The organism is Sinomonas sp. ASV322, assembly GCF_030908245.1.
Classification (GTDB): Bacteria; Actinomycetota; Actinomycetes; order Actinomycetales; family Micrococcaceae; genus Sinomonas.
The window spans coordinates 244,451-261,899 of sequence record NZ_JAVFJJ010000004.1; the positions used below are offsets into that span (position 1 = coordinate 244,451).

Annotated in this window: 12 protein-coding genes and 1 pseudogene; 11 read left to right on the plus strand and 2 right to left on the minus strand. The window is 70.9% G+C overall.

The features are described from left to right. Positions 1-26 precede the first annotated feature (26 nt). The 3 genes and pseudogenes from RBS12_RS07905 to rsmD form a co-directional block, all read left to right on the plus strand. Positions 27-977, plus strand: a complete 951-nt coding sequence (locus RBS12_RS07905) for a DAK2 domain-containing protein (RefSeq protein WP_307965525.1) — start codon at positions 27-29, stop codon at positions 975-977. After that, on the plus strand, positions 967-3,222 hold the full coding sequence (locus RBS12_RS07910) for an ATP-dependent DNA helicase RecG (protein WP_307965526.1): 2,256 nt from the start codon (positions 967-969) through the stop codon (positions 3,220-3,222). The genes RBS12_RS07905 and RBS12_RS07910 overlap by 11 nt, the downstream gene beginning before the upstream one ends. 42 nt (positions 3,223-3,264) lie before the next feature. Next, positions 3,265-3,837 (plus strand): annotated as a pseudogene (rsmD, locus tag RBS12_RS07915) (16S rRNA (guanine(966)-N(2))-methyltransferase RsmD); the annotation flags it as partial. On the opposite strand, the gene RBS12_RS07920 reads toward rsmD, so the two are convergent. Both RBS12_RS07920 and RBS12_RS07925 read right to left on the minus strand, forming a co-directional pair. Then, entirely contained in the window at positions 3,834-4,664 is an 831-nt protein-coding gene (locus RBS12_RS07920; protein WP_307965527.1) for a fused MFS/spermidine synthase, read from the minus strand. The pseudogene rsmD and the gene RBS12_RS07920 sit on opposite strands and share 4 nt — an antisense overlap. Then, entirely contained in the window at positions 4,661-5,857 is a 1,197-nt protein-coding gene (locus RBS12_RS07925) for an aminotransferase class I/II-fold pyridoxal phosphate-dependent enzyme (protein WP_307965528.1), read from the minus strand. Before RBS12_RS07925 ends, RBS12_RS07920 begins: the two co-directional genes overlap by 4 nt. Before the next feature lie 68 nt (positions 5,858-5,925). On the opposite strand from RBS12_RS07925, the gene coaD reads away from it, so the two are divergent. From coaD to RBS12_RS07965, 8 genes are all read left to right on the plus strand, one after another. Beyond that, positions 5,926-6,414, plus strand: a complete 489-nt coding sequence (gene coaD, locus RBS12_RS07930) for a pantetheine-phosphate adenylyltransferase (protein WP_307965529.1) — start codon at positions 5,926-5,928, stop codon at positions 6,412-6,414. Between the two features lie 140 nt (positions 6,415-6,554). After that, on the plus strand, positions 6,555-7,085 hold the full coding sequence (locus RBS12_RS07935; RefSeq protein WP_307965530.1) for a DUF177 domain-containing protein: 531 nt from the start codon (positions 6,555-6,557) through the stop codon (positions 7,083-7,085). A 31-nt stretch (positions 7,086-7,116) separates the two neighbouring features. Further along, the gene (gene rpmF / locus RBS12_RS07940) at positions 7,117-7,320 is read left to right on the plus strand and encodes a 50S ribosomal protein L32 (protein ID WP_307965531.1); all 204 of its coding nucleotides are present in this window, start codon (positions 7,117-7,119) and stop codon (positions 7,318-7,320) included. A 29-nt stretch (positions 7,321-7,349) separates the two neighbouring features. Next, the gene (gene rnc / locus RBS12_RS07945) at positions 7,350-8,075 is read left to right on the plus strand and encodes a ribonuclease III (protein WP_307965532.1); all 726 of its coding nucleotides are present in this window, start codon (positions 7,350-7,352) and stop codon (positions 8,073-8,075) included. Between the two features lie 2 nt (positions 8,076-8,077). Then, entirely contained in the window at positions 8,078-9,055 is a 978-nt protein-coding gene (gene mutM / locus RBS12_RS07950) for a bifunctional DNA-formamidopyrimidine glycosylase/DNA-(apurinic or apyrimidinic site) lyase (RefSeq protein ID WP_307965533.1), read from the plus strand. 96 nt (positions 9,056-9,151) lie between these two features. Next, entirely contained in the window at positions 9,152-12,748 is a 3,597-nt protein-coding gene (smc, locus tag RBS12_RS07955; protein ID WP_307965534.1) for a chromosome segregation protein SMC, read from the plus strand. Between the two features lie 13 nt (positions 12,749-12,761). Further along, positions 12,762-13,967 carry a signal recognition particle-docking protein FtsY gene (gene ftsY / locus RBS12_RS07960; protein WP_373886494.1) on the plus strand — a complete coding sequence of 402 codons (1,206 nt, stop codon included), beginning with the start codon at positions 12,762-12,764 and terminating at the stop codon, positions 13,965-13,967. Between the two features lie 93 nt (positions 13,968-14,060). Then, entirely contained in the window at positions 14,061-17,435 is a 3,375-nt protein-coding gene (locus tag RBS12_RS07965) for a fibronectin type III domain-containing protein (RefSeq protein ID WP_307965535.1), read from the plus strand. The last annotated feature ends 14 nt before the right edge of the window (positions 17,436-17,449 follow it).

Sequence of the window (17,449 nt, forward strand, 5' to 3'; positions counted from 1 at the left end):
CGAAGACGGCGTCCAACGCTGCGGCCATGCGCCGTTGGCTCGGCATGGCGGAGACCGTGCTGGCCAACCACAGCGACCGGCTCAATGCGATCAACATCTTCCCCGTGCCGGACGGCGACACCGGCACGAATCTCTACCTCACGGCGCGGGCGGCGGCGGAAGCGGCCCAGGAATGCGACAGCGCTGACCTCGGAGCAGTCATCGGCGCTGCTGGCCACGCGGCCATGGAGGAGGCGCGCGGGAACTCCGGGACCCTCTTTGCCGTCTTCCTCGACGCATTCTCAGTCCCGCTTGCGGGCCAGTCCCGGCTCAGCGGCCCGCTCCTGGCCGAGGCCCTGCACCGGAGCCAGATCCGGGCGTGGTCCGCGCTGAGCGAGCCCGTCGAGGGGACAATGCTCTCGGTCCTCGCGGCGGCGGCCCACGCCGCGGCCGGCGCGAGCTCGGGCTCGGACGGACAGCACGAGGCAAGCCACAGCAACGCGGCGCTCGCGCGGGCCCTCGACGCGGTCGTCGCCGCCGCGTTGGCCGCTGTCGTGAGCACGGAAGAGCAGCTCGAGATGCTGCACAACGCGCGGGTTGTCGACGCGGGTGCCGTGGGCCTCCTGCTCGTCCTCGGCGCCCTCCGCTCGGCCGTCCTCGGCGTCGACCTCACCGACCAGATCCTCGATCAGCTCCACGGCTACCGCGTCGAGGATCCGCACATCCACAAGACCCAGCCCCCGGCCGAGGGCGTCGAGCTCATGTGCACGATCACGTTGAGCCCCCTCGATGCGGCCGGGCTGCGCCACCGGCTCGACGAGCTCGGCGAATCGGTCATCATGAGCCCGCTTGGGCCGCTCGACGAAGACTCGGGCAGCGTCCGATGGCGGGTCCACGTCCACGTGCGCGACCCCGAGGCCGTGCTGGCCGAGATCAAGAGGCGGGGCGAGCCCGAGCGCGTCTCGTTCACCGAGCTCCATTCCGGCCATGCGAGCTGACCGGTCCACGCGACTCGATCGGCTCATCGGCGCGCGGGGGGCGAAGAAGTTCGCGGACCAGCTCGGGCTCGTCACGGCGGGCGACCTCCTCGGCTACTTCCCGCGCCGCTACATGGCGCGGGGCGAGCTCACGCCGATCCGGGAGCTCCCGCTCGACGAGGACGTGACGCTCCTCGCCCAGGTCGTATCGTCGTCTAGCCGGCGCATGGCCACGCGCAAGGGGAGCATCACGGAAGTGCTCGTGAGCGATCGCCCCGGGCAGACGGACGGGCCCAGCACGCTGTCCCTGACGTTCTTCAACGGCTACAAGGCCGCGAAGCAGCTCACCCACGGCGTCGTCGCGATGTTCTCCGGCCGCGTGAGTGTGTACCGCGGCCGGCTGCAGCTCACGAACCCGATCTACGACCTTCTCGACCCCGAGGAGCTCGACCCCGAGGCCACCCTTCGGCTCGCCGGCCGACCCCTTCCTGTGTACCCGGCCACGGCGTCAGTGCCGAGCTGGACCATCGCGAAGGCCGTGGGAACGCTCCTTGGGCAGCTCGACCTCGCGTCGCTGCCGGAGGCGCTCCCCGCCTCGATCCGTGAGAAGTACCGACTCCCGCCCGTCGCCGACGCGTATCGCATGATCCACGAGCCCGAGTCCGATGCCGCATGGCGGGCGGCGCAGAAGCGGTTCCGCTTCGAGGAGGCGCTCGTCCTCCAGACGGCGCTCGCGCGGCGGCGCGCCCAGCACGCCTTGCTTCCGTCCCGACCGAGCCCCGCGCGGCGCGGCGGGCTCCTCGATGCCTTCGACGCAGGCCTCCCGTTCGAGCTCACCGCCGGGCAGCGCGACGTCGGAGACCTCCTCGCACGCGAGCTCGCGGCCGGACACCCCATGAACCGGCTGCTCCAGGGCGAGGTGGGCTCGGGCAAGACCGTCGTCGCCCTCCGCGCGATGCTCCAGGTCGTGGACGACGGCGGGCAGGCGGCGCTGCTTGCCCCGACCGAGGTGCTCGCGGCCCAGCATTATTCGTCGATCCGCGCGACCCTCGGTCCGCTCGTGCGGGACGGGCTGCTGGGCGGGAAGGAGGATCTCGGCGTCGAGGTCGTGCTCCTGACCGGATCGCAGTCGGCGGGCGAGAAGAAGCGCAGCCTCCTCGCGGCCGCGAGCGGGCAGGCCGGAATCGTCGTCGGGACCCATGCCCTCCTCTCCGAGCACGTCCAGTTCGCGGACCTCGGCCTCGTCGTCGTCGACGAACAGCACCGCTTCGGCGTCGAACAGCGCGACGCCCTCCGCGCGAAGAGCCTCGCCACTCCGCATCTGCTCGTCATGACCGCCACGCCGATCCCGCGCACGGTCGCGATGACCGTGTTCGGCGACCTTGAGACGTCCGTCCTGCGCGAGCTCCCGAAGGGACGCTCGCCCATCGCGACCCATACCGTCGGGCTCGTCGAGAACCCTTCGTGGGAACGCAGGATCTGGCAGCGCGCCCGCGAAGAGGTCGACGCCGGGCGGCAGGTCTACGTCGTGTGCCCCACGATCGGCGCGGGGGCCGGCGGCGAGGGCGATGCGGGGGATGATGTCATCGACGCGCTCGATGCCGCGACGTGGGGAGGCACGGCCCTCGCGGCCCCTGCACCGCCGGAACTGCAGCCCGCGTCGGTTTCCGACGTCGTCGAGCAGCTTGCGTCCGAGCCCGCGCTCGACGGCGTGAAGGTCGGAATGCTCCACGGCCGGCTCGACACCGACGTGAAGAGCGCGGCGATGCGCGCTTTCGCGAACGGCGAGACCGGGGTGCTCGTCGCGACGACCGTCGTCGAGGTCGGCGTCGACGTGCCGAACGCGACCCTCATGGTGATCCTCGACGCCGACCGCTTCGGCATCGCGCAGCTCCACCAGCTGCGCGGGCGGGTGGGCCGCGGCGGCCACGCAGGCACGTGCCTCCTCGTGACGCGGCTCGAGCCGGGGCATCCGAGCCGCGAGCGGCTCGCCGCGGTCGCGGCGAGCACTGACGGGTTCGAGCTCGCCCAGAAGGACCTCGAGTTCCGCCGCGAGGGCGACATCCTCGGCGCGAGCCAGTCAGGGCGCCGCTCGACGCTCCGGCTTCTGCGCGTGCTGCGCGACGGCGACGTGATTTCGAGCGCCCGCGAGGATGCGCTCGAGATCGTGGCCGACGATCCCGACCTCGAACGGCACCCCAAGCTCGCGTCCGCGATCGAGGACTACCTCGACCCCGAGAGGGAGGTGTTCCTCGAACGTGGCTGATCGGACGGCGCACGGAACGTACGAAGGCACAGGGAGGGGAGCGGCATGAGCAGGATCATCGCGGGGATCGCCGGCGGCGTTCCACTCGCATCCGTGCCGGGCTCGGCCACGCGCCCGACGACGGATCGCGTCAAGGAGGCGCTCTTCTCACGGCTCGACGCCCTCGGATTGCTGAGCCGCGCGCGCGTCCTCGACCTCTACGCGGGGTCGGGGGCGTTGGGGGTCGAGGCTGCGAGCCGCGGCGCCTCGACGGTCGAGCTCGTGGAATCCGAGGCGAAGGCGGCCCAAGTGTGCGAGCGGAACGCGCGGACGGTCAACGACGCCCTCAGCCGTCGGGCCGTCACGGTGCGCCGAGCCAAGGTCGGGGCATTCCTCGAACGCATCCCGCTGGGACAGCACTGGGACCTCGTGCTCATGGATCCGCCGTACCCGCTGGGCGAGGACCAGCTCGCCTCGGTGCTCGACGCCGTGGCGCCACGGCTCGCGCCGGACGCGCTCGTCGTCGTCGAACGTTCGGCGCGCTCGCCCGAGCCTGCGTGGCCCGAGGGACTGGCCCACTACGCGGACAGGAAGTACGGCGAGACCCACCTGTGGTTCGCCGAGCCCGCGAGCTAGCTCCCTCCAGCGCCCCCGGCGAGGCCGTCGAGCTCGACGCCGCGGAGCAGCGTGGTGGGGTGCGGGCCCGCGGCGACGAGCGCCTCCGTCCACCCTTGTGGCCACGCACCGTTGAGGCCCACCGCGACGATATTCCCCGGGAACCTCGCCTCGAACATCTCTGGTTCGCTGAGCGCCGCAACCTCGCGGAAGACCGTCCGCATCGCGGCGAGCTGGGAGCGGACGAGGGTGAGCGGCGGATCGTCGCCGATGTTGACGAGCATGGCACCCCGCGGGGACAGAAGGGCTGCGCACTCGGCGTAGAAGTCACGGTTCGCGATGTGGCCTGGCGCGTCGGGACCCGAGAAGATGTCGAGGACGACGGCGTCGAACCGCGGCTCGTCGTCGAAGGCGGACAGCTCCCAGCGGGCGTCCCCGATGCGCACCGAGAGCTGGGTGCCGGCGGGAAGCGGGAGCTTCTCAAGAACGAAATCGAGGAGCTCGCGTTCGAGTTCGACGGCGGCCTGCCGCGATCCCGGGCGCGTCACCTCGACGTAGCGAACGAGCGTGAGCGCGCCCGCGCCCAGATGCAGGACGCGGAGGGGCTCGCCGGGAGGGGCCACGAGGTCAAGGACGTTGGCCATGCGCCGAAGATACGCGTAGAAGACGTGGTCCGGCCGGGCCACGTCCACGTGCGACTGCTCCGCGCCTCCGATGGAGAGGACGTACGCCCCCTCGACGAGGGGGTCGGGCGCGATCTCCGCGTGGGTGCCAGCCCCCGCGAGGTACCGCGACGCGCCGGCTTTTGTGCCGCCGTCGTTCGTCGGCCTTGAGCGGGCAGGACTCACACGAGCCCTCCGAGGCGCGCGAGGCGGCCCGCCGCCTCTTCGAGCACATCCTCGCGCTTGCAGAACGCGAAGCGCAGGAGCGAGCGCGTGCGCCTCGCGCCCTCGTCGTGGCAGAACACCGAGACCGGGATCGCGGCGACGCCTGCGAGATCGGGGAGGCGGCGGGCGAGGTCGAGGGCATCGTCGAAGCCGAGGGTCGCAGTGTCAGTCGTGATGAAGTAGGTCCCGTCCGGCACGTAGACGGTGAGCCCCGCCGCTCGCAGGCCGTCGGCGAGAATGTCGCGCTTGTGCCGAAGCGTCGAGGCCGCGCCCGCGAAGAACTCGTCGGGCAGGCCCAGGCCGAGCGCGACGGCCGCCTGGAACGGCGTCCCCGAGCTGTACGTCGTGAACTGCTTGACGGTCCTCACGCGCGCGACGAGCTCCTCGGGCCCCGCGACCCATCCGACCTTCCATCCCGTGAACGAGAAGGTCTTGCCGGCCGAGGAGATCGTGAGGGTCCGCTCGGCCGCGCCCGGGATCGACGCAATCGGGACGTGGGGCTCGCCGAACACGAGGTGCTCGTAGACCTCGTCGGAGACGATGATCGCATCGTGCTGCGCGGCGAGCCTCACGAGCTGCTCGAGGACGTCCCGGCCGAAGACGGCGCCCGTCGGATTGTGGGGATTGTTGAGGACGACGATCCGCGTCGAAGGCCCGAAGGCGGCCTCGAGCTCCGCGGGGTCCGGCTGGAAATGCGGTGCGTGGAGCGGGACCGTGACGTGGTTGGCGCCCGCGAGGCCGATCATCGCGCCATAGGAGTCGTAGAACGGCTCGAACGTGAGGACGTCGTCGCCCGGCTCGGCGAAGGCCAGAATGGCGGCGGCGATGGCCTCGGTGGCGCCCGTCGTGACAAGGACCTCCGTCTCGGGATCCGGCTCAAGCCCGTAGAAGCGACGCTGATGCGCGGCGATCGCATTCCTGAGGACCGGGAGCCCCTTGCCCGGAGCGTACTGGTTCGAGCCCTCGGCGATCGCGCGCCGCGCGGCCTCCTTCATTTCCTCCGGGCCGTCCTCGTCGGGAAAGCCCTGACCGAGGTTGATCGCACCGCGGCTGGCGGCGAGCCCCGTCATCTCCTCGAAGATCGTCACCCCGAGCCGCCCGTCAGCGCCCAAAAGGTTCGCGCCCGCCGCCGTGCGCTGCCAAGGAGAAGTCATTGGCCCATGCTATCCAGCGCCGCGCAACAACTCCCGGCGACGCTCCCCCGTTGCAGTATGTTGGCAGCATGAGACGCGCCGTCTGCCCAGGCTCCTTCGACCCAATCCACAACGGCCACCTCGAAGTCATCGCGCGCGCAGCGAACCAGTTCGACGAGGTGGTCGTGGCCGTGTCGACCAATTACGCGAAGAGGTACCGCTTCAGCATCGACGAGCGGATCGAGATGGCACGGCGGACGCTCGGGGCCATCAGCGGGATCATCGTCGAGCCGATGGGGGACGGCCTCCTGGCCGAGTACTGCCACGAGCGCGGCGCGTCCGCGATCGTCAAGGGGCTCCGCTCGTCGTCGGACTTCGACTACGAGCTGCCGATGGCTATCATGAACCGGCAGCTGACCGGGGTTGAGACGGTATTCCTCCCGGCGGAGGCCCACTACGTGCACTTGTCCTCGACGCTCATCAAGGAGGTGCACGATCTCGGGGGAGACGTCTCAGAATACGTGCCCCGTTCGGTGCTCGCGAAGCTCGACGCGACGACACCGCGCCGGTCGCCGTAGGCCGGGCGCGGCGCGGCAGCCCGGGGCGCGATGGGCTTGGGGGGCGTTTTCTGTTTTTGCCTGAGGCCTCGCACAGGCTAGGATTGTTTGTCGGTCTATGTTCTACAGGAGTTCTCATTAAGCGCGAAGGACGTTCGCCCTTGACTATTGACGTCAAGGACCTCGGGCGAAGCCCGGGCACGATGCGGACACTTAAGGAGCATGTGCCCGCACCGAGTGAACTCGGTGTGGCGCTCATCGGCGTCAGAGAAGGGTCCCCTGTGGACCTCGATCTGAGGTTCGAGGCGGTCCACGAGGGGATCCTGGTATCGGGATCCGCACGCGTCGACGTGGTCGGCGAGTGCGGGCGGTGCCTGGATCCCATCGAGTACGGCCTCGAGGTCGATGTGCAAGAGCTTTTCTCCTACGAGGGCGCTGAGCCCTTGGAAGGAGAAGACGATGAAGAGCAACGTCGAGTCGAGCACGATTCCATCGATCTTGAGCCGGTGTTGCGGGACGCAGTAGTGACCATGCTGCCGTTCCAGCCGGTGTGCCGGGAGGACTGCCAGGGGCTCTGCCCTGAGTGCGGGATCCGCCTTGCAGACGACCCTGGCCACCATCACGAGGTCCTGGACCCGCGGTGGTCGGCCTTGGCCGAGTTGATCGGGCCCGACCGGCATAACGATGAATAAGTGTTGGCCCTAAGAGAGAAATGAGTTAGCCGTGGCCGTTCCCAAGCGGAAGATGTCCCGCTCGAACACCCGCGCCCGCCGTTCCCAGTGGAAGGCGACTGCACCCAACCTGATCAAGACCGTCGAGAACGGCCGCGTGACGTACAGCCTCCCGCACCAGGCCAAGGTCGTCACCGACTCTGCCGGCACCGAGCTCTTCCTCGAGTACAAGGGCCGCAAGGTCGCCGACGTCTGATTCGGCGTACTGAAGCCGGGCCGCGCGATATGCCCGCTCGCGAGGAGCTTTTGAAGCGTCTCGGCGTCGACATCGACGCCGAGACGCTTCGTCTTGCCCTCACCCATCGCTCGTATGCCTACGAGAACGGCGGAATCCCGACGAACGAGCGCCTTGAGTTCCTCGGCGACTCGATCCTCGGCTTCTCCGTCACAGACCACCTCTACCGGACGTACCCCGACCTCTCGGAGGGCGAGCTCGCCAAGCGGCGCGCCGCCGTCGTGAGCACGAGGGCCCTCGCGGGCATCGCGAGGCGCCTCGGAGTGGGCGAGTGCATCTACCTCGGCCACGGCGAGAAGGTGACGAACGGGAAGAACAAGTCGTCGATCCTCGCCGACACGATGGAGGCTCTCATCGGGGCCACCTACATGTCCAAAGGACTCGAGGAGGCGCGCTGCCTCGTCGTCCGCCTCGTCGGCCCGCTCCTTGAGGACGCGGCCGTCCTCGGCGCGGGGACTGACTGGAAGACCCACATCCAGGAGCTCGCGGCGAACCGCCAGCTCGGGAACATCCACTACGCGGTCGTGGGCGAAGGCCCGGATCACGCGCGGACCTACACGGCCACCCTCCTCATCGGCGGCGTCGCCTACGGGTCGGGCACGGGGAACTCGAAGAAGGAGGCCGAGCAGCACTCGGCCGCCGACGCGTGGAAGGTCCTCCGCCCGGACGAGACCGGCGCGGCGGGAGGCGCCGAGGGCGCCAACGGGGCTGCTTAGGCGTGCCCGAGCTGCCCGAGGTCGAGGTCGTCCGCCGGGGCCTCGAAACCTGGGTCGTGGGCCGTCGCATCGAATCGGCCCAGGTCCTCGATCCTCGCTCGGTGCGCCGCCATGCGCTCGGGCCGGAGGATTTCAGCGGCCAGCTTGAGGGCGCCGTCGTGCTCGCCGCAGTGCGTCGCGGCAAGTTCCTCTGGCTTCCCCTCGCGGACGGGGCGGACGACGGCGGCGCCTCCACTGGCTTTCCACGTTCGGTGGGGGTTCCCCACACCGCCCTCATGGCGCATCTCGGCATGAGCGGCCAGCTCCTCATCGAAGACGAGGACCAGCCTGACGAGAAGCATCTCAAGGTGCGTCTCAGGCTCGCTGAAGCGCACGGCCTGCCGCCTGAGCTTCGCTTCGTCGACCAGCGCATCTTCGGCGGGCTCGCCGTCGTGCCCCTCGTGCCGACCGACGACGGCGGCCCGGGCGGAAGCGGTTCCGTCCTCCTCCCGCTGATCCCGCGGGAGGCCGCCCACATTGCGCGGGACCCGCTCGACCCGCTTTTCTCGGTGGAGGCCTTCCACGCGCGTCTCCGCGGCCGGCGCACCGGACTCAAGCGCGCGCTGCTCGACCAGCAGCTCGTGTCCGGCATCGGCAATATCTACGCCGACGAGGCCCTGTGGGCCGCGCGGCTGCACTATGCCCGCCCGACGGACACCCTCACTCGGCCGGAGGCTGCCCGGCTCGTGCGCGCCATCGTCGAGGTCATGGAGCGTGCGCTCGACGCTGGCGGCACGAGCTTTGACTCCCTTTATGTCAATGTGAACGGCGCGTCTGGCTACTTCGACCGTTCCCTCGCCGCGTACGGCCAGGCCGGCCGCGCGTGCCCGCGCTGCGCCGCCGAGGGCAGGACGAGCATCATCGTGCGCGAATCGTTCATGAACCGATCGTCGTACCGCTGCCCCCACTGCCAGAGGATTCCGCGCAACGCGCGATGGTAGCGCGGGGCCGCCAGCCGGTGGTGGCAGAATGGCCGAAAGCCGCTGCTTTCCGCGCCGTGGAAGGCGATCCGCGATCACGAGGAGAACACCGGACCCTTGCACCTCAAGACCCTGACGATCCGAGGCTTCAAGTCCTTTGCCTCGGCGACGACGTTCGAGTTCGAGCCGGGCGTGACCGCCGTCGTCGGTCCAAACGGCTCGGGCAAGTCGAACGTCGTCGATGCGCTCGCGTGGGTCATGGGCGAGCAGGGCGCGAAGACCCTCCGCGGCGGCAAGATGGAGGACGTCATCTTCGCGGGAACCGCGGGGCGCCCGCCCCTCGGCCGCGCGCACGTCTCCCTCACGATCGACAATGCGGACGGGGCCCTTCCCATCGACTACAGCGAGGTCACGATCTCGCGGACCCTCTTCCGCACGGGCGGCTCCGAGTATGCGATCAACGGCGACGCGTGCCGCCTCCTCGACATCCAGGAGCTCCTGAGCGATTCGGGCCTCGGCCGAGAGATGCACGTCATCGTGGGGCAGGGCCAGCTCGACCGGGTCCTGCATGCGACGCCCGAGGACCGGCGCGGATTCATCGAGGAAGCCGCCGGCATCCTCAAGCACCGCCGCCGCAAGGAGCGGACGGTCCGCAAGCTCGACGCAATGCAGGGCAACCTTCAGCGCCTTGCCGACCTCACGGGCGAGATCAGGCGGCAGCTCGGTCCGCTCGGCCGGCAGGCGCAGGTCGCACGGCGGGCGCAGACCATTCAGGCGGACGTCCGCGATGCGCGGGCACGGCTCCTGGCCGACGACGTCGTGCGGCTCCGCGGCTCGCTCGAACAGGACCGCGCGGACCAGTCGGCCCTCACGGCCCGCCGCGCCGAGGCCGAACGCGAGCTCGAGGGCGCCCGCCGGGAGCAGGCCGAGGCGGAGCGCGCCGCGGCCGTCGCGACGCCGAAGCTCAACGCGGCGCGTGACCTCTGGTATCGGCTGTCCTCGGGGCGCGAGCGCCTGCGCTCCCTCGCGAAGGTCGCGGAGGAACGGCGCCGCCTGCTCGGGACGTCGGAACCCGTGCCGTCTGGGCGTGATCCCGAGCGCCTCGAGCGCCAGGCCGAGGAGGCACGCGACGAGCTGGCCGTGCTCGCCGAGGCCCTTGAGGTCCGGGCGGAGGCTCTCGAAACCGCGTCCGAGGCTCGCGCCGAGGCCGAAGAGGATGCCGCGGCCGAGGACCGCCGCCACACCGCGCGCCTCAAGGCCTCCGCGGACCGACGCGAAGGCCTCGCGCGGCTCGCCGGCGGGGTCGGTGCCGCGCGCAGCCGGGTCGAAGCGGCCGAGGGCGAGATCGGGCGCCTGCGCGCATCGCTCGACTCCGCGGCGGGCCGCCGGCGCGATGCCGAGCTCGAGTTCACGGCACTCGAATCCCAGGTCGCGGGCGTCGAGGCGGGAGAGGAAGGCCTCGACGCCGACTACGAGGACGCGGCCGGGGCCCAAGAGGAGGCCGAGGCCGAGCTCCACGCGATCGAGGAGCGCCGCCGCGACGCCGAGACGTCCCGCCGCTCGCTCGAGGCGCGCCTCGATGCGCTGCGGGCGGGGCTGCGCGGCCGCGACGGGAGCGGCGCCGTCCTCGACTTCGGCGAAGGGGTCTTGGGCCCCGTGCCTGCACTCGTCGCCGTCGAGCCGGGCTTCGAGGCGGCCGTCGCGGCGGTGCTCGGAGCCGTCGCCGAGGGGCTCGCGATGGATGGCGCGGAGGCAGCACACCGCGCGCTCGCTCGGCTCCGCGAGGACGACGGCGGGCAGGCGGCGCTTCTCGTCGCGGACGCCCACGCTCCCGAGACCGGCCCCGCCGACCGCCCCGGGCTCCCGGCAGGCGCCCGCTGGCTCGACGCGGTCGTGAGGCCCGACGCCCGGGTGCGCGGCGCCGTCGTGCGCCTCCTCGCACGGGCGGTCGGGGCGGCGGACGCGGCCCAGGCCCAAGCGATCCTCGCCGACCACCCCGAGCTCACCGTGGCGACGCGGCACGGGGACGTCTTCACTGCGGCCGTGGTTCGCGGCGGCTCGATGGCCGCTCCGTCGACGCTCGAGCTTCAGGCCCAGGTCGCGGACGCCGAGGCAGCGCTCTCCGCCGCGCACGCGGAGTACGAGCGAACGGGCTTCGAGCTCGCGGGGGCGCGCGATCGGGTCCGCGAGGCGACCGAGCGGGCCGACGCCGCCCTGGCAGCCCTCCACGATTCGGATGCGAGATTCGCAGCCGTCGCCGAACGGCTCGCGGCGCTCGGCGCCCAGCTTCGGGGCGCCGCGGCCGAGGACGAGCGCCTCACCGCCTCGCTTGCCGCGGCGCAGGCCCAGCTCGAGGCTGAGCAGGAGGCGCTCGCAACCGCCGCGGAACGCCTCGATGCCGCGGAAGAAACGGACGCAATGGCCGACGAGCGCGAGGAGCCCTCGGCAGACGAGCGGGACCGGCTCGCGCAGCGGGCGACGGCGGCGCGCGCCGCTGAGCTCGAAGCCCGCCTCGCGCTGCGCACCGTCGAGGAACAGCACCGCGCCCTCGAGGCTCGGGCCGAGTCCCTCGAACGCGCCGCCGTCGCCGAGCGCCGCGCCGCGGCGGAGGCCGAGCGCCGCGCCGCGGAGCGCTCGCGCAGGGCGGCTCGGGCGGGCGCGGTCGCGCGCGCGGCACTGCTCGGGGTCTCGGCGATGGACCGCGCCGTCGACGAGGCCGCCGAAGAGCGCGACGCCGCGGAGGAGCGACGCACCGCGCTCGACGAAAGGCTTTCGGTGCTCCGGACATCGACGGACGCGCTCGCGAAGGAGCTCGCGGAGCTGAGCGACGCCGCGCACCGCGACGAGCTCGCGCGCGCCGAACTGGGCCTGCGCCTCGAAGCACTCGAGGACCGCGCGGTCGAGGAGCTGGGGCTCTCTGCCCAGCAGCTCGTCGACGAATTCGGCCCGCACCTCCCGATCCCGATCGCCGACGACGCAGGCGACAAGTGGGCGTCGCTCCGGGTCGAGGTCGACGACGCCGGGCGGCCTGTGAGCGGGGCACCGTTCGTGCGCGAGGAGCAGGAGAAGCGACTCAAGAAGGCCGAGCGGGATCTCGCCGCCCTCGGAAAGGTCAATCCGCTCGCCCTCGAGGAGTTCGCGGCGCTCGAGGAACGGCACCGCTTCCTCAACGAGCAGCTCGAGGACCTCAAGTCGAGCCGACGCGACCTCCTCGCGATCATCAAGGACGTCGACGATCGCGTCCAGCGCGTCTTCGCGGAGGCCTACGCCGACACCGCCGTTCAGTTCGAGCGCGTCTTCGGGCGGCTGTTCCCGGGCGGCGAAGGCCGCCTCGTGCTCACCGACCCCGAGGACATGCTCACGACCGGGATCGAGGTCGAGGCGAGGCCCGCGGGGAAGAAGATCAAGCGCCTGTCCCTCCTGTCCGGCGGCGAGCGCTCGCTCACGGCCGTCGCGCTCCTCGTCGCGATCTTCAAGGCGCGCCCGTCGCCGTTCTACGTCATGGACGAGGTCGAGGCCGCCCTCGATGACACCAACCTGGGCCGGCTCATCACGATCTTCGAGGAACTGCGCGAATCGAGCCAGCTCATCGTCATCACGCACCAGAAGCGCACGATGGAGGTCGCGGACGCGCTCTACGGTGTCTCGATGCGCGGCGACGGCGTCTCGACGGTCGTGGGCCAGAAGCTTGAGCGAGTCGAAAGCCTGACATGACAGACTAGGTCTCGTGACAGACGCCATGCTGCCGTTGATTATCGCTGTGATCGTGCTCCTCGTCGTCGCCGGGTCCATCATCGGGCTCGTGCGCGGACGCCGCTCGAGGGTCCGCTACACCGGGACCCGGGACGCCAACGACCTAGCGGCCTCCCCGGGGAGGCCCGAAGGCGGGGAGGCATCTGGTGCCCCGGTGGCTGTTGCCGAATCGCCCGGCGCGCCAGCCGAACTGGCCGAGGCGCCCACGGAGATCCGGGATGAAGCCGTCGTCGAGGCGGTTCCGACCGAGACGCCTGCGCCTGTCGCGGGACGCCTCCAGCGGCTCCGCGAGAGGCTCGTCAAGAGCAACAACGTGCTCGGGAAGGGCCTCCTGGCGCTCCTCTCGAGCGATCGCATCGACGATTCTGTCTGGGACGAGGTCGAGGAGACTCTCCTCCTCGCCGACATCGGCACCGAGCCGAGCCTCGAGCTCGTCGACACGCTCAAGGAGCGCGTCAAGGTCATGGGCAGCCGCAAGCCCGACGAGGTTCGGGCGATGCTCCGCGAGGAGCTCATCAAGCTCGTCGACCCGAGCCTCGACCGCTCGCTCAGCGTCGACCGGAAGGCGGGCAAGCCCGCCGTCGTCCTCGTCGTGGGCGTCAACGGCGTCGGGAAGACGACGACGGTCGGCAAGCTTGCGCGCGTCCTCGTCGCGGAAGACAAGGACGTCATCCTGGGCGCCGCGGACACGTTCCGCGCCGCCGCGGCCGAGCAGCTTGCGACGTGGGGCGCGCGAGTCGGGGTGCCGACCGTGAAGTCCGACGTCGACGGCGCCGACCCGGCTTCCGTTGCGTTCGAGGCCGTCAAGGCGGGCATCGAGCAAGAAGTCGACGTCGTCATGGTCGATACGGCCGGTCGTCTGCAGAACAAGGTCGGCCTCATGGACGAGCTCGGCAAGGTCAAGCGGGTCATCGAGAAGCAGGCCGAAGTCGACGAAGTGCTCCTGGTCCTCGACGCGACGACGGGCCAGAACGGGCTCAATCAGGCCCGCGTCTTCTCCGAGGTGGTGGACATCACGGGCATCGTGCTCACGAAGCTCGACGGCACCGCGAAGGGCGGCATCGTCGTCGCGATCCAGAAGCAGCTCGGCGTCCCGGTCAAGCTCGTCGGCCTCGGTGAGGGCCCGGACGACCTCGCCCCGTTCGACGTCGAGGGCTTCGTCGACGCGATCCTCAACTAGGGGCTCGGCCTCCGGCCTTGACACGCGCGGCGCCGCTGTCGCACCGTGATGGGGCGGGGTGTTCCATTGCTGTCCTCATGACTAGGAGGAGCGATGCGCCCCGCCCGTCGTTCGCGCACCCTTGCCGCCGCCACCGCAACCCTGACCGCCTTTTTCGGACTCGCGGCCGTGCCTGCGCACGCTGCATCCAGCCCGCCCGCCTTCGTCCAGCAGGCGTCCGCCCATCAGGGCGGGGCCGCCTCGCTGGCCGTCACGCCGGGCTCAGCCATCACCGCCGGCAACCGGCTCATCGTCGAGGTGGGTGTGTGGGGGAGCAGCTCCCCGACCGCGTCAACCGTGACTGACTCCGCCGGCAACGTCTACACCGAGCTCGTGCACTTCGCGGCATCGGAGCGCACGGAACTGAGTGTGTGGACCGCCCAGATCACGGCTGGTGGGGGCACGAAGCCCGTCGTGACCGTCAAGCCGACCTCGACGGCGGACGTGGGCGTCGCCGTGCTCGAGTACTCGGGGCTCTCGACGGCGGCCGGCACTGCCTCGCTCGATGTCCACGCTCAGGCCACCGGTACGACGTCGGGCGCCGGCACGGTGTCTTCGGGGTCCACGCCGGCCGCCACCGGGGCGGGGGAGCTCGCAGTGGGCTTCTACGCCGATTCGGGGTTCGGGAACGCCCTCGGCGGCGGGACCGGCTTCTCGGTGCGGACAAACGTCTCGAATGCGACCGACATAGAGCTCGCCGTCGAGGACGCCGCGGTGGGATCCGGCGCGACGCCCGCCGCGGGCTTCACGACGGGCGCGAATACGACGTGGCTCGCCGCGACCCTCGTGTTCCTCCCCGCGAGCACCGTGGCGGCGACGGCGCCCGGGGCCCCGACCGGTGTCACCGCAAGCCCCGGGAACGGCGGCGCGTCGGTGTCCTGGACCGCGCCTTCGGACGGCGGCTCGCAGATCACGTCCTACACCGTGACCCCCTATGCGGCGGGGGCCCCGCAGAAGCCGACGACCGTGAGCGGCACTCCGGCCGCGACGTCGGCCCAGATCTCCGGCCTCACGAACGGCACGTCCTATACGTTTGCCGTCACCGCGACGAACGCGGTCGGCACGGGCCAGGCGTCGTCGCCGTCGAACGCGATCACACCCAGCACCACGGCCAACGGCCAATGGGGCGCCCTCATGAACTGGCCCATTGTCGCGGTGCACTCCGTTGTGCTCAATTCGGGCAAGCTCTTGCAGTGGGACGGCTGGGCGACGCCCGAGCCGACCTCGGTGTATGACCCGGCGACGAAGACGTTCACGACCATCACCGCGCCGTCGAGCATCTTCTGCTCCGGCAACGCGAAGCTCCCCGACGGCCGCGTTCTCGTGGCGGGCGGCTACGGGGTCTCGACCACGGGCAACCTCGGCCTGACGGACGTCAACGTCTTCGACCCCTCGAGCCAATCGTGGAGCCGGCTCGCGAGCATGAACTATCCGCGCTGGTATCCGGACCTCGTGGAGCTCCCCGACGGCCGGTACGTTGCGATCAGCGGCAACTCGTCGAGTGCGTCGGCGTGGGCCGATACTCCGGAGCTGTACGATCCGGCGACCAACACGTGGACGGCCCTGTCGAAGATCAGCACGTCCCAGGTCCATGAGGAGGAGTACCCCTTCTCCTACTTGGCGCCCAACGGCAAGGTGTTCACGATCGGGCCGTCCGAGGACGTCTCGTTCTGGCTCGATCCCTCGGCGCAGACCTGGACGTCGGTGGGCGCGAGCGGACTCACAAACGGCTCGTCCGTCATGTACCGTCCGGGGAAGATCCTCTACAGCGGCGGCGCGCCGAGCGTGACGCTGACGACGACCGCGGTCGCCAAGGCCGCGACGATCGACCTGACGGCGGCCGCGCCCGCGTGGAAGTCCATCGCGCCCATGAACTACCCCCGCGTCTACCACACGCTCGTGACGCTTGCGGACGGTCGGGTCCTCGCGGTGGGCGGAGAGGCCACGTCGGATCAGACTCAAGCCACGACCGGCGTCCTGCCCGCGGAGATCTGGGACCCGACGACCGGGGCGTGGAGCGTCATCGGACCGATGGCTGCGGCGCGCAACTACCACTCGACTGCCGTCCTCCAGCCGGACGGAAGCGTCTTGGTCGCCGGAGGGGGCCACGAGGAGTCCCTGAACAACCCGGGCCAGTACAACGCCCAGGTGTATTCGCCGTCGTACCTCTTGGGCGGGTCCCGGCCGACGATCAGCCAGGCGCCGGCCACCGCGTACTACGGCACCACGTTCAGCGTCAGCACGCCCGACGCGGCGTCCATCTCCGCCGTCAACCTCGTCTCCTTCGCGGCGGACACGCATCAGGCGGACATGGACCAGCATTTCGTGCCGCTGACGTTCACGGCAGGCTCCGGCTCGCTGAGCATCCAGGCTCCCGCGTCCGGAACCTACGCCCCGCCCGGCGACTACATGCTGTTCATCGTGAACGGCAGCGGCGTCCCGTCGATGGCCGCGACCGTCCACATCGCGCCGCAGCCGACGGCTCCCGCGGCCCCCACCGGCGTCACCGCGACGCCCGACAACGGGTCCGCAGTGATCGGTTGGACGGCGCCGGCAAACGGCGGAGCGACGATCACGTCCTACTCCGTGACGCCGTGGACGGGGGGAACGGCACTCGCCCCGACGACCGTGACGGGCAGCCCCGCCGCCACGACCGCGACCGTCACGGGGCTCACGAACGGCACGCCGTACACGTTCACCGTGACCGCGACCAACTCGGTCGGGACATCGCCGGCCTCGGCGCCGTCGGCGAGCGTGACGCCGTCGAACGCGGTCGTGCCCGCCTTCATCCAGCAGGCCTCGACGCACGTGACCGGAGCGCCCTCGACGACCGTCTCGCTCGGGCAGCCCGTCCGGGCCGGCAACCGCCTTGTCGTCGAGGTCGGCGCGTGGGGCACGGCCTCCCCGACGACGAGCGGCGTGACGGACTCGGCGGGCAACACCTACACCGAGCTCAGCCACTTCACGGCTTCGGACCACACCGAGCTGAGCGTGTGGACGGCGCCCATCACCGGAGGGGGCGGCGCCGCCGTGAGCGTCACGGCCTCGACGACGGCTCCCGCTGACGTCGGGGTCGCGGTCCTCGAATACTCCGGGCTCTCCACGGCGACGGGGGCGGGCGCAGTCGACGTCCAGGCCCATTCAACCGGCACGACCGGCACGAAGGCGGCGACCGTCGCGTCCGGCGCAACGACCGCGACGGCTGCGTCGAACGAGCTCGCCGTCGGCTTCTACGCAGACTCGGGCTTCGGAGCTGCGCTCGCTGCTGGGTCAGGGTTCGCCTCGAGAGTCAACGTCTCGGGGACATCGGACATGGAGTTGATGGTCGAGGACCAGCTCGTCGGCGCGGGAGCCACGCCCAGCGCGACGTTCTCCACGGGCGCACAGACCATATGGCTCGCGGCCCAGGTCGTGTTCCGGCACGGCTGAGGGCAGGCGCGTTG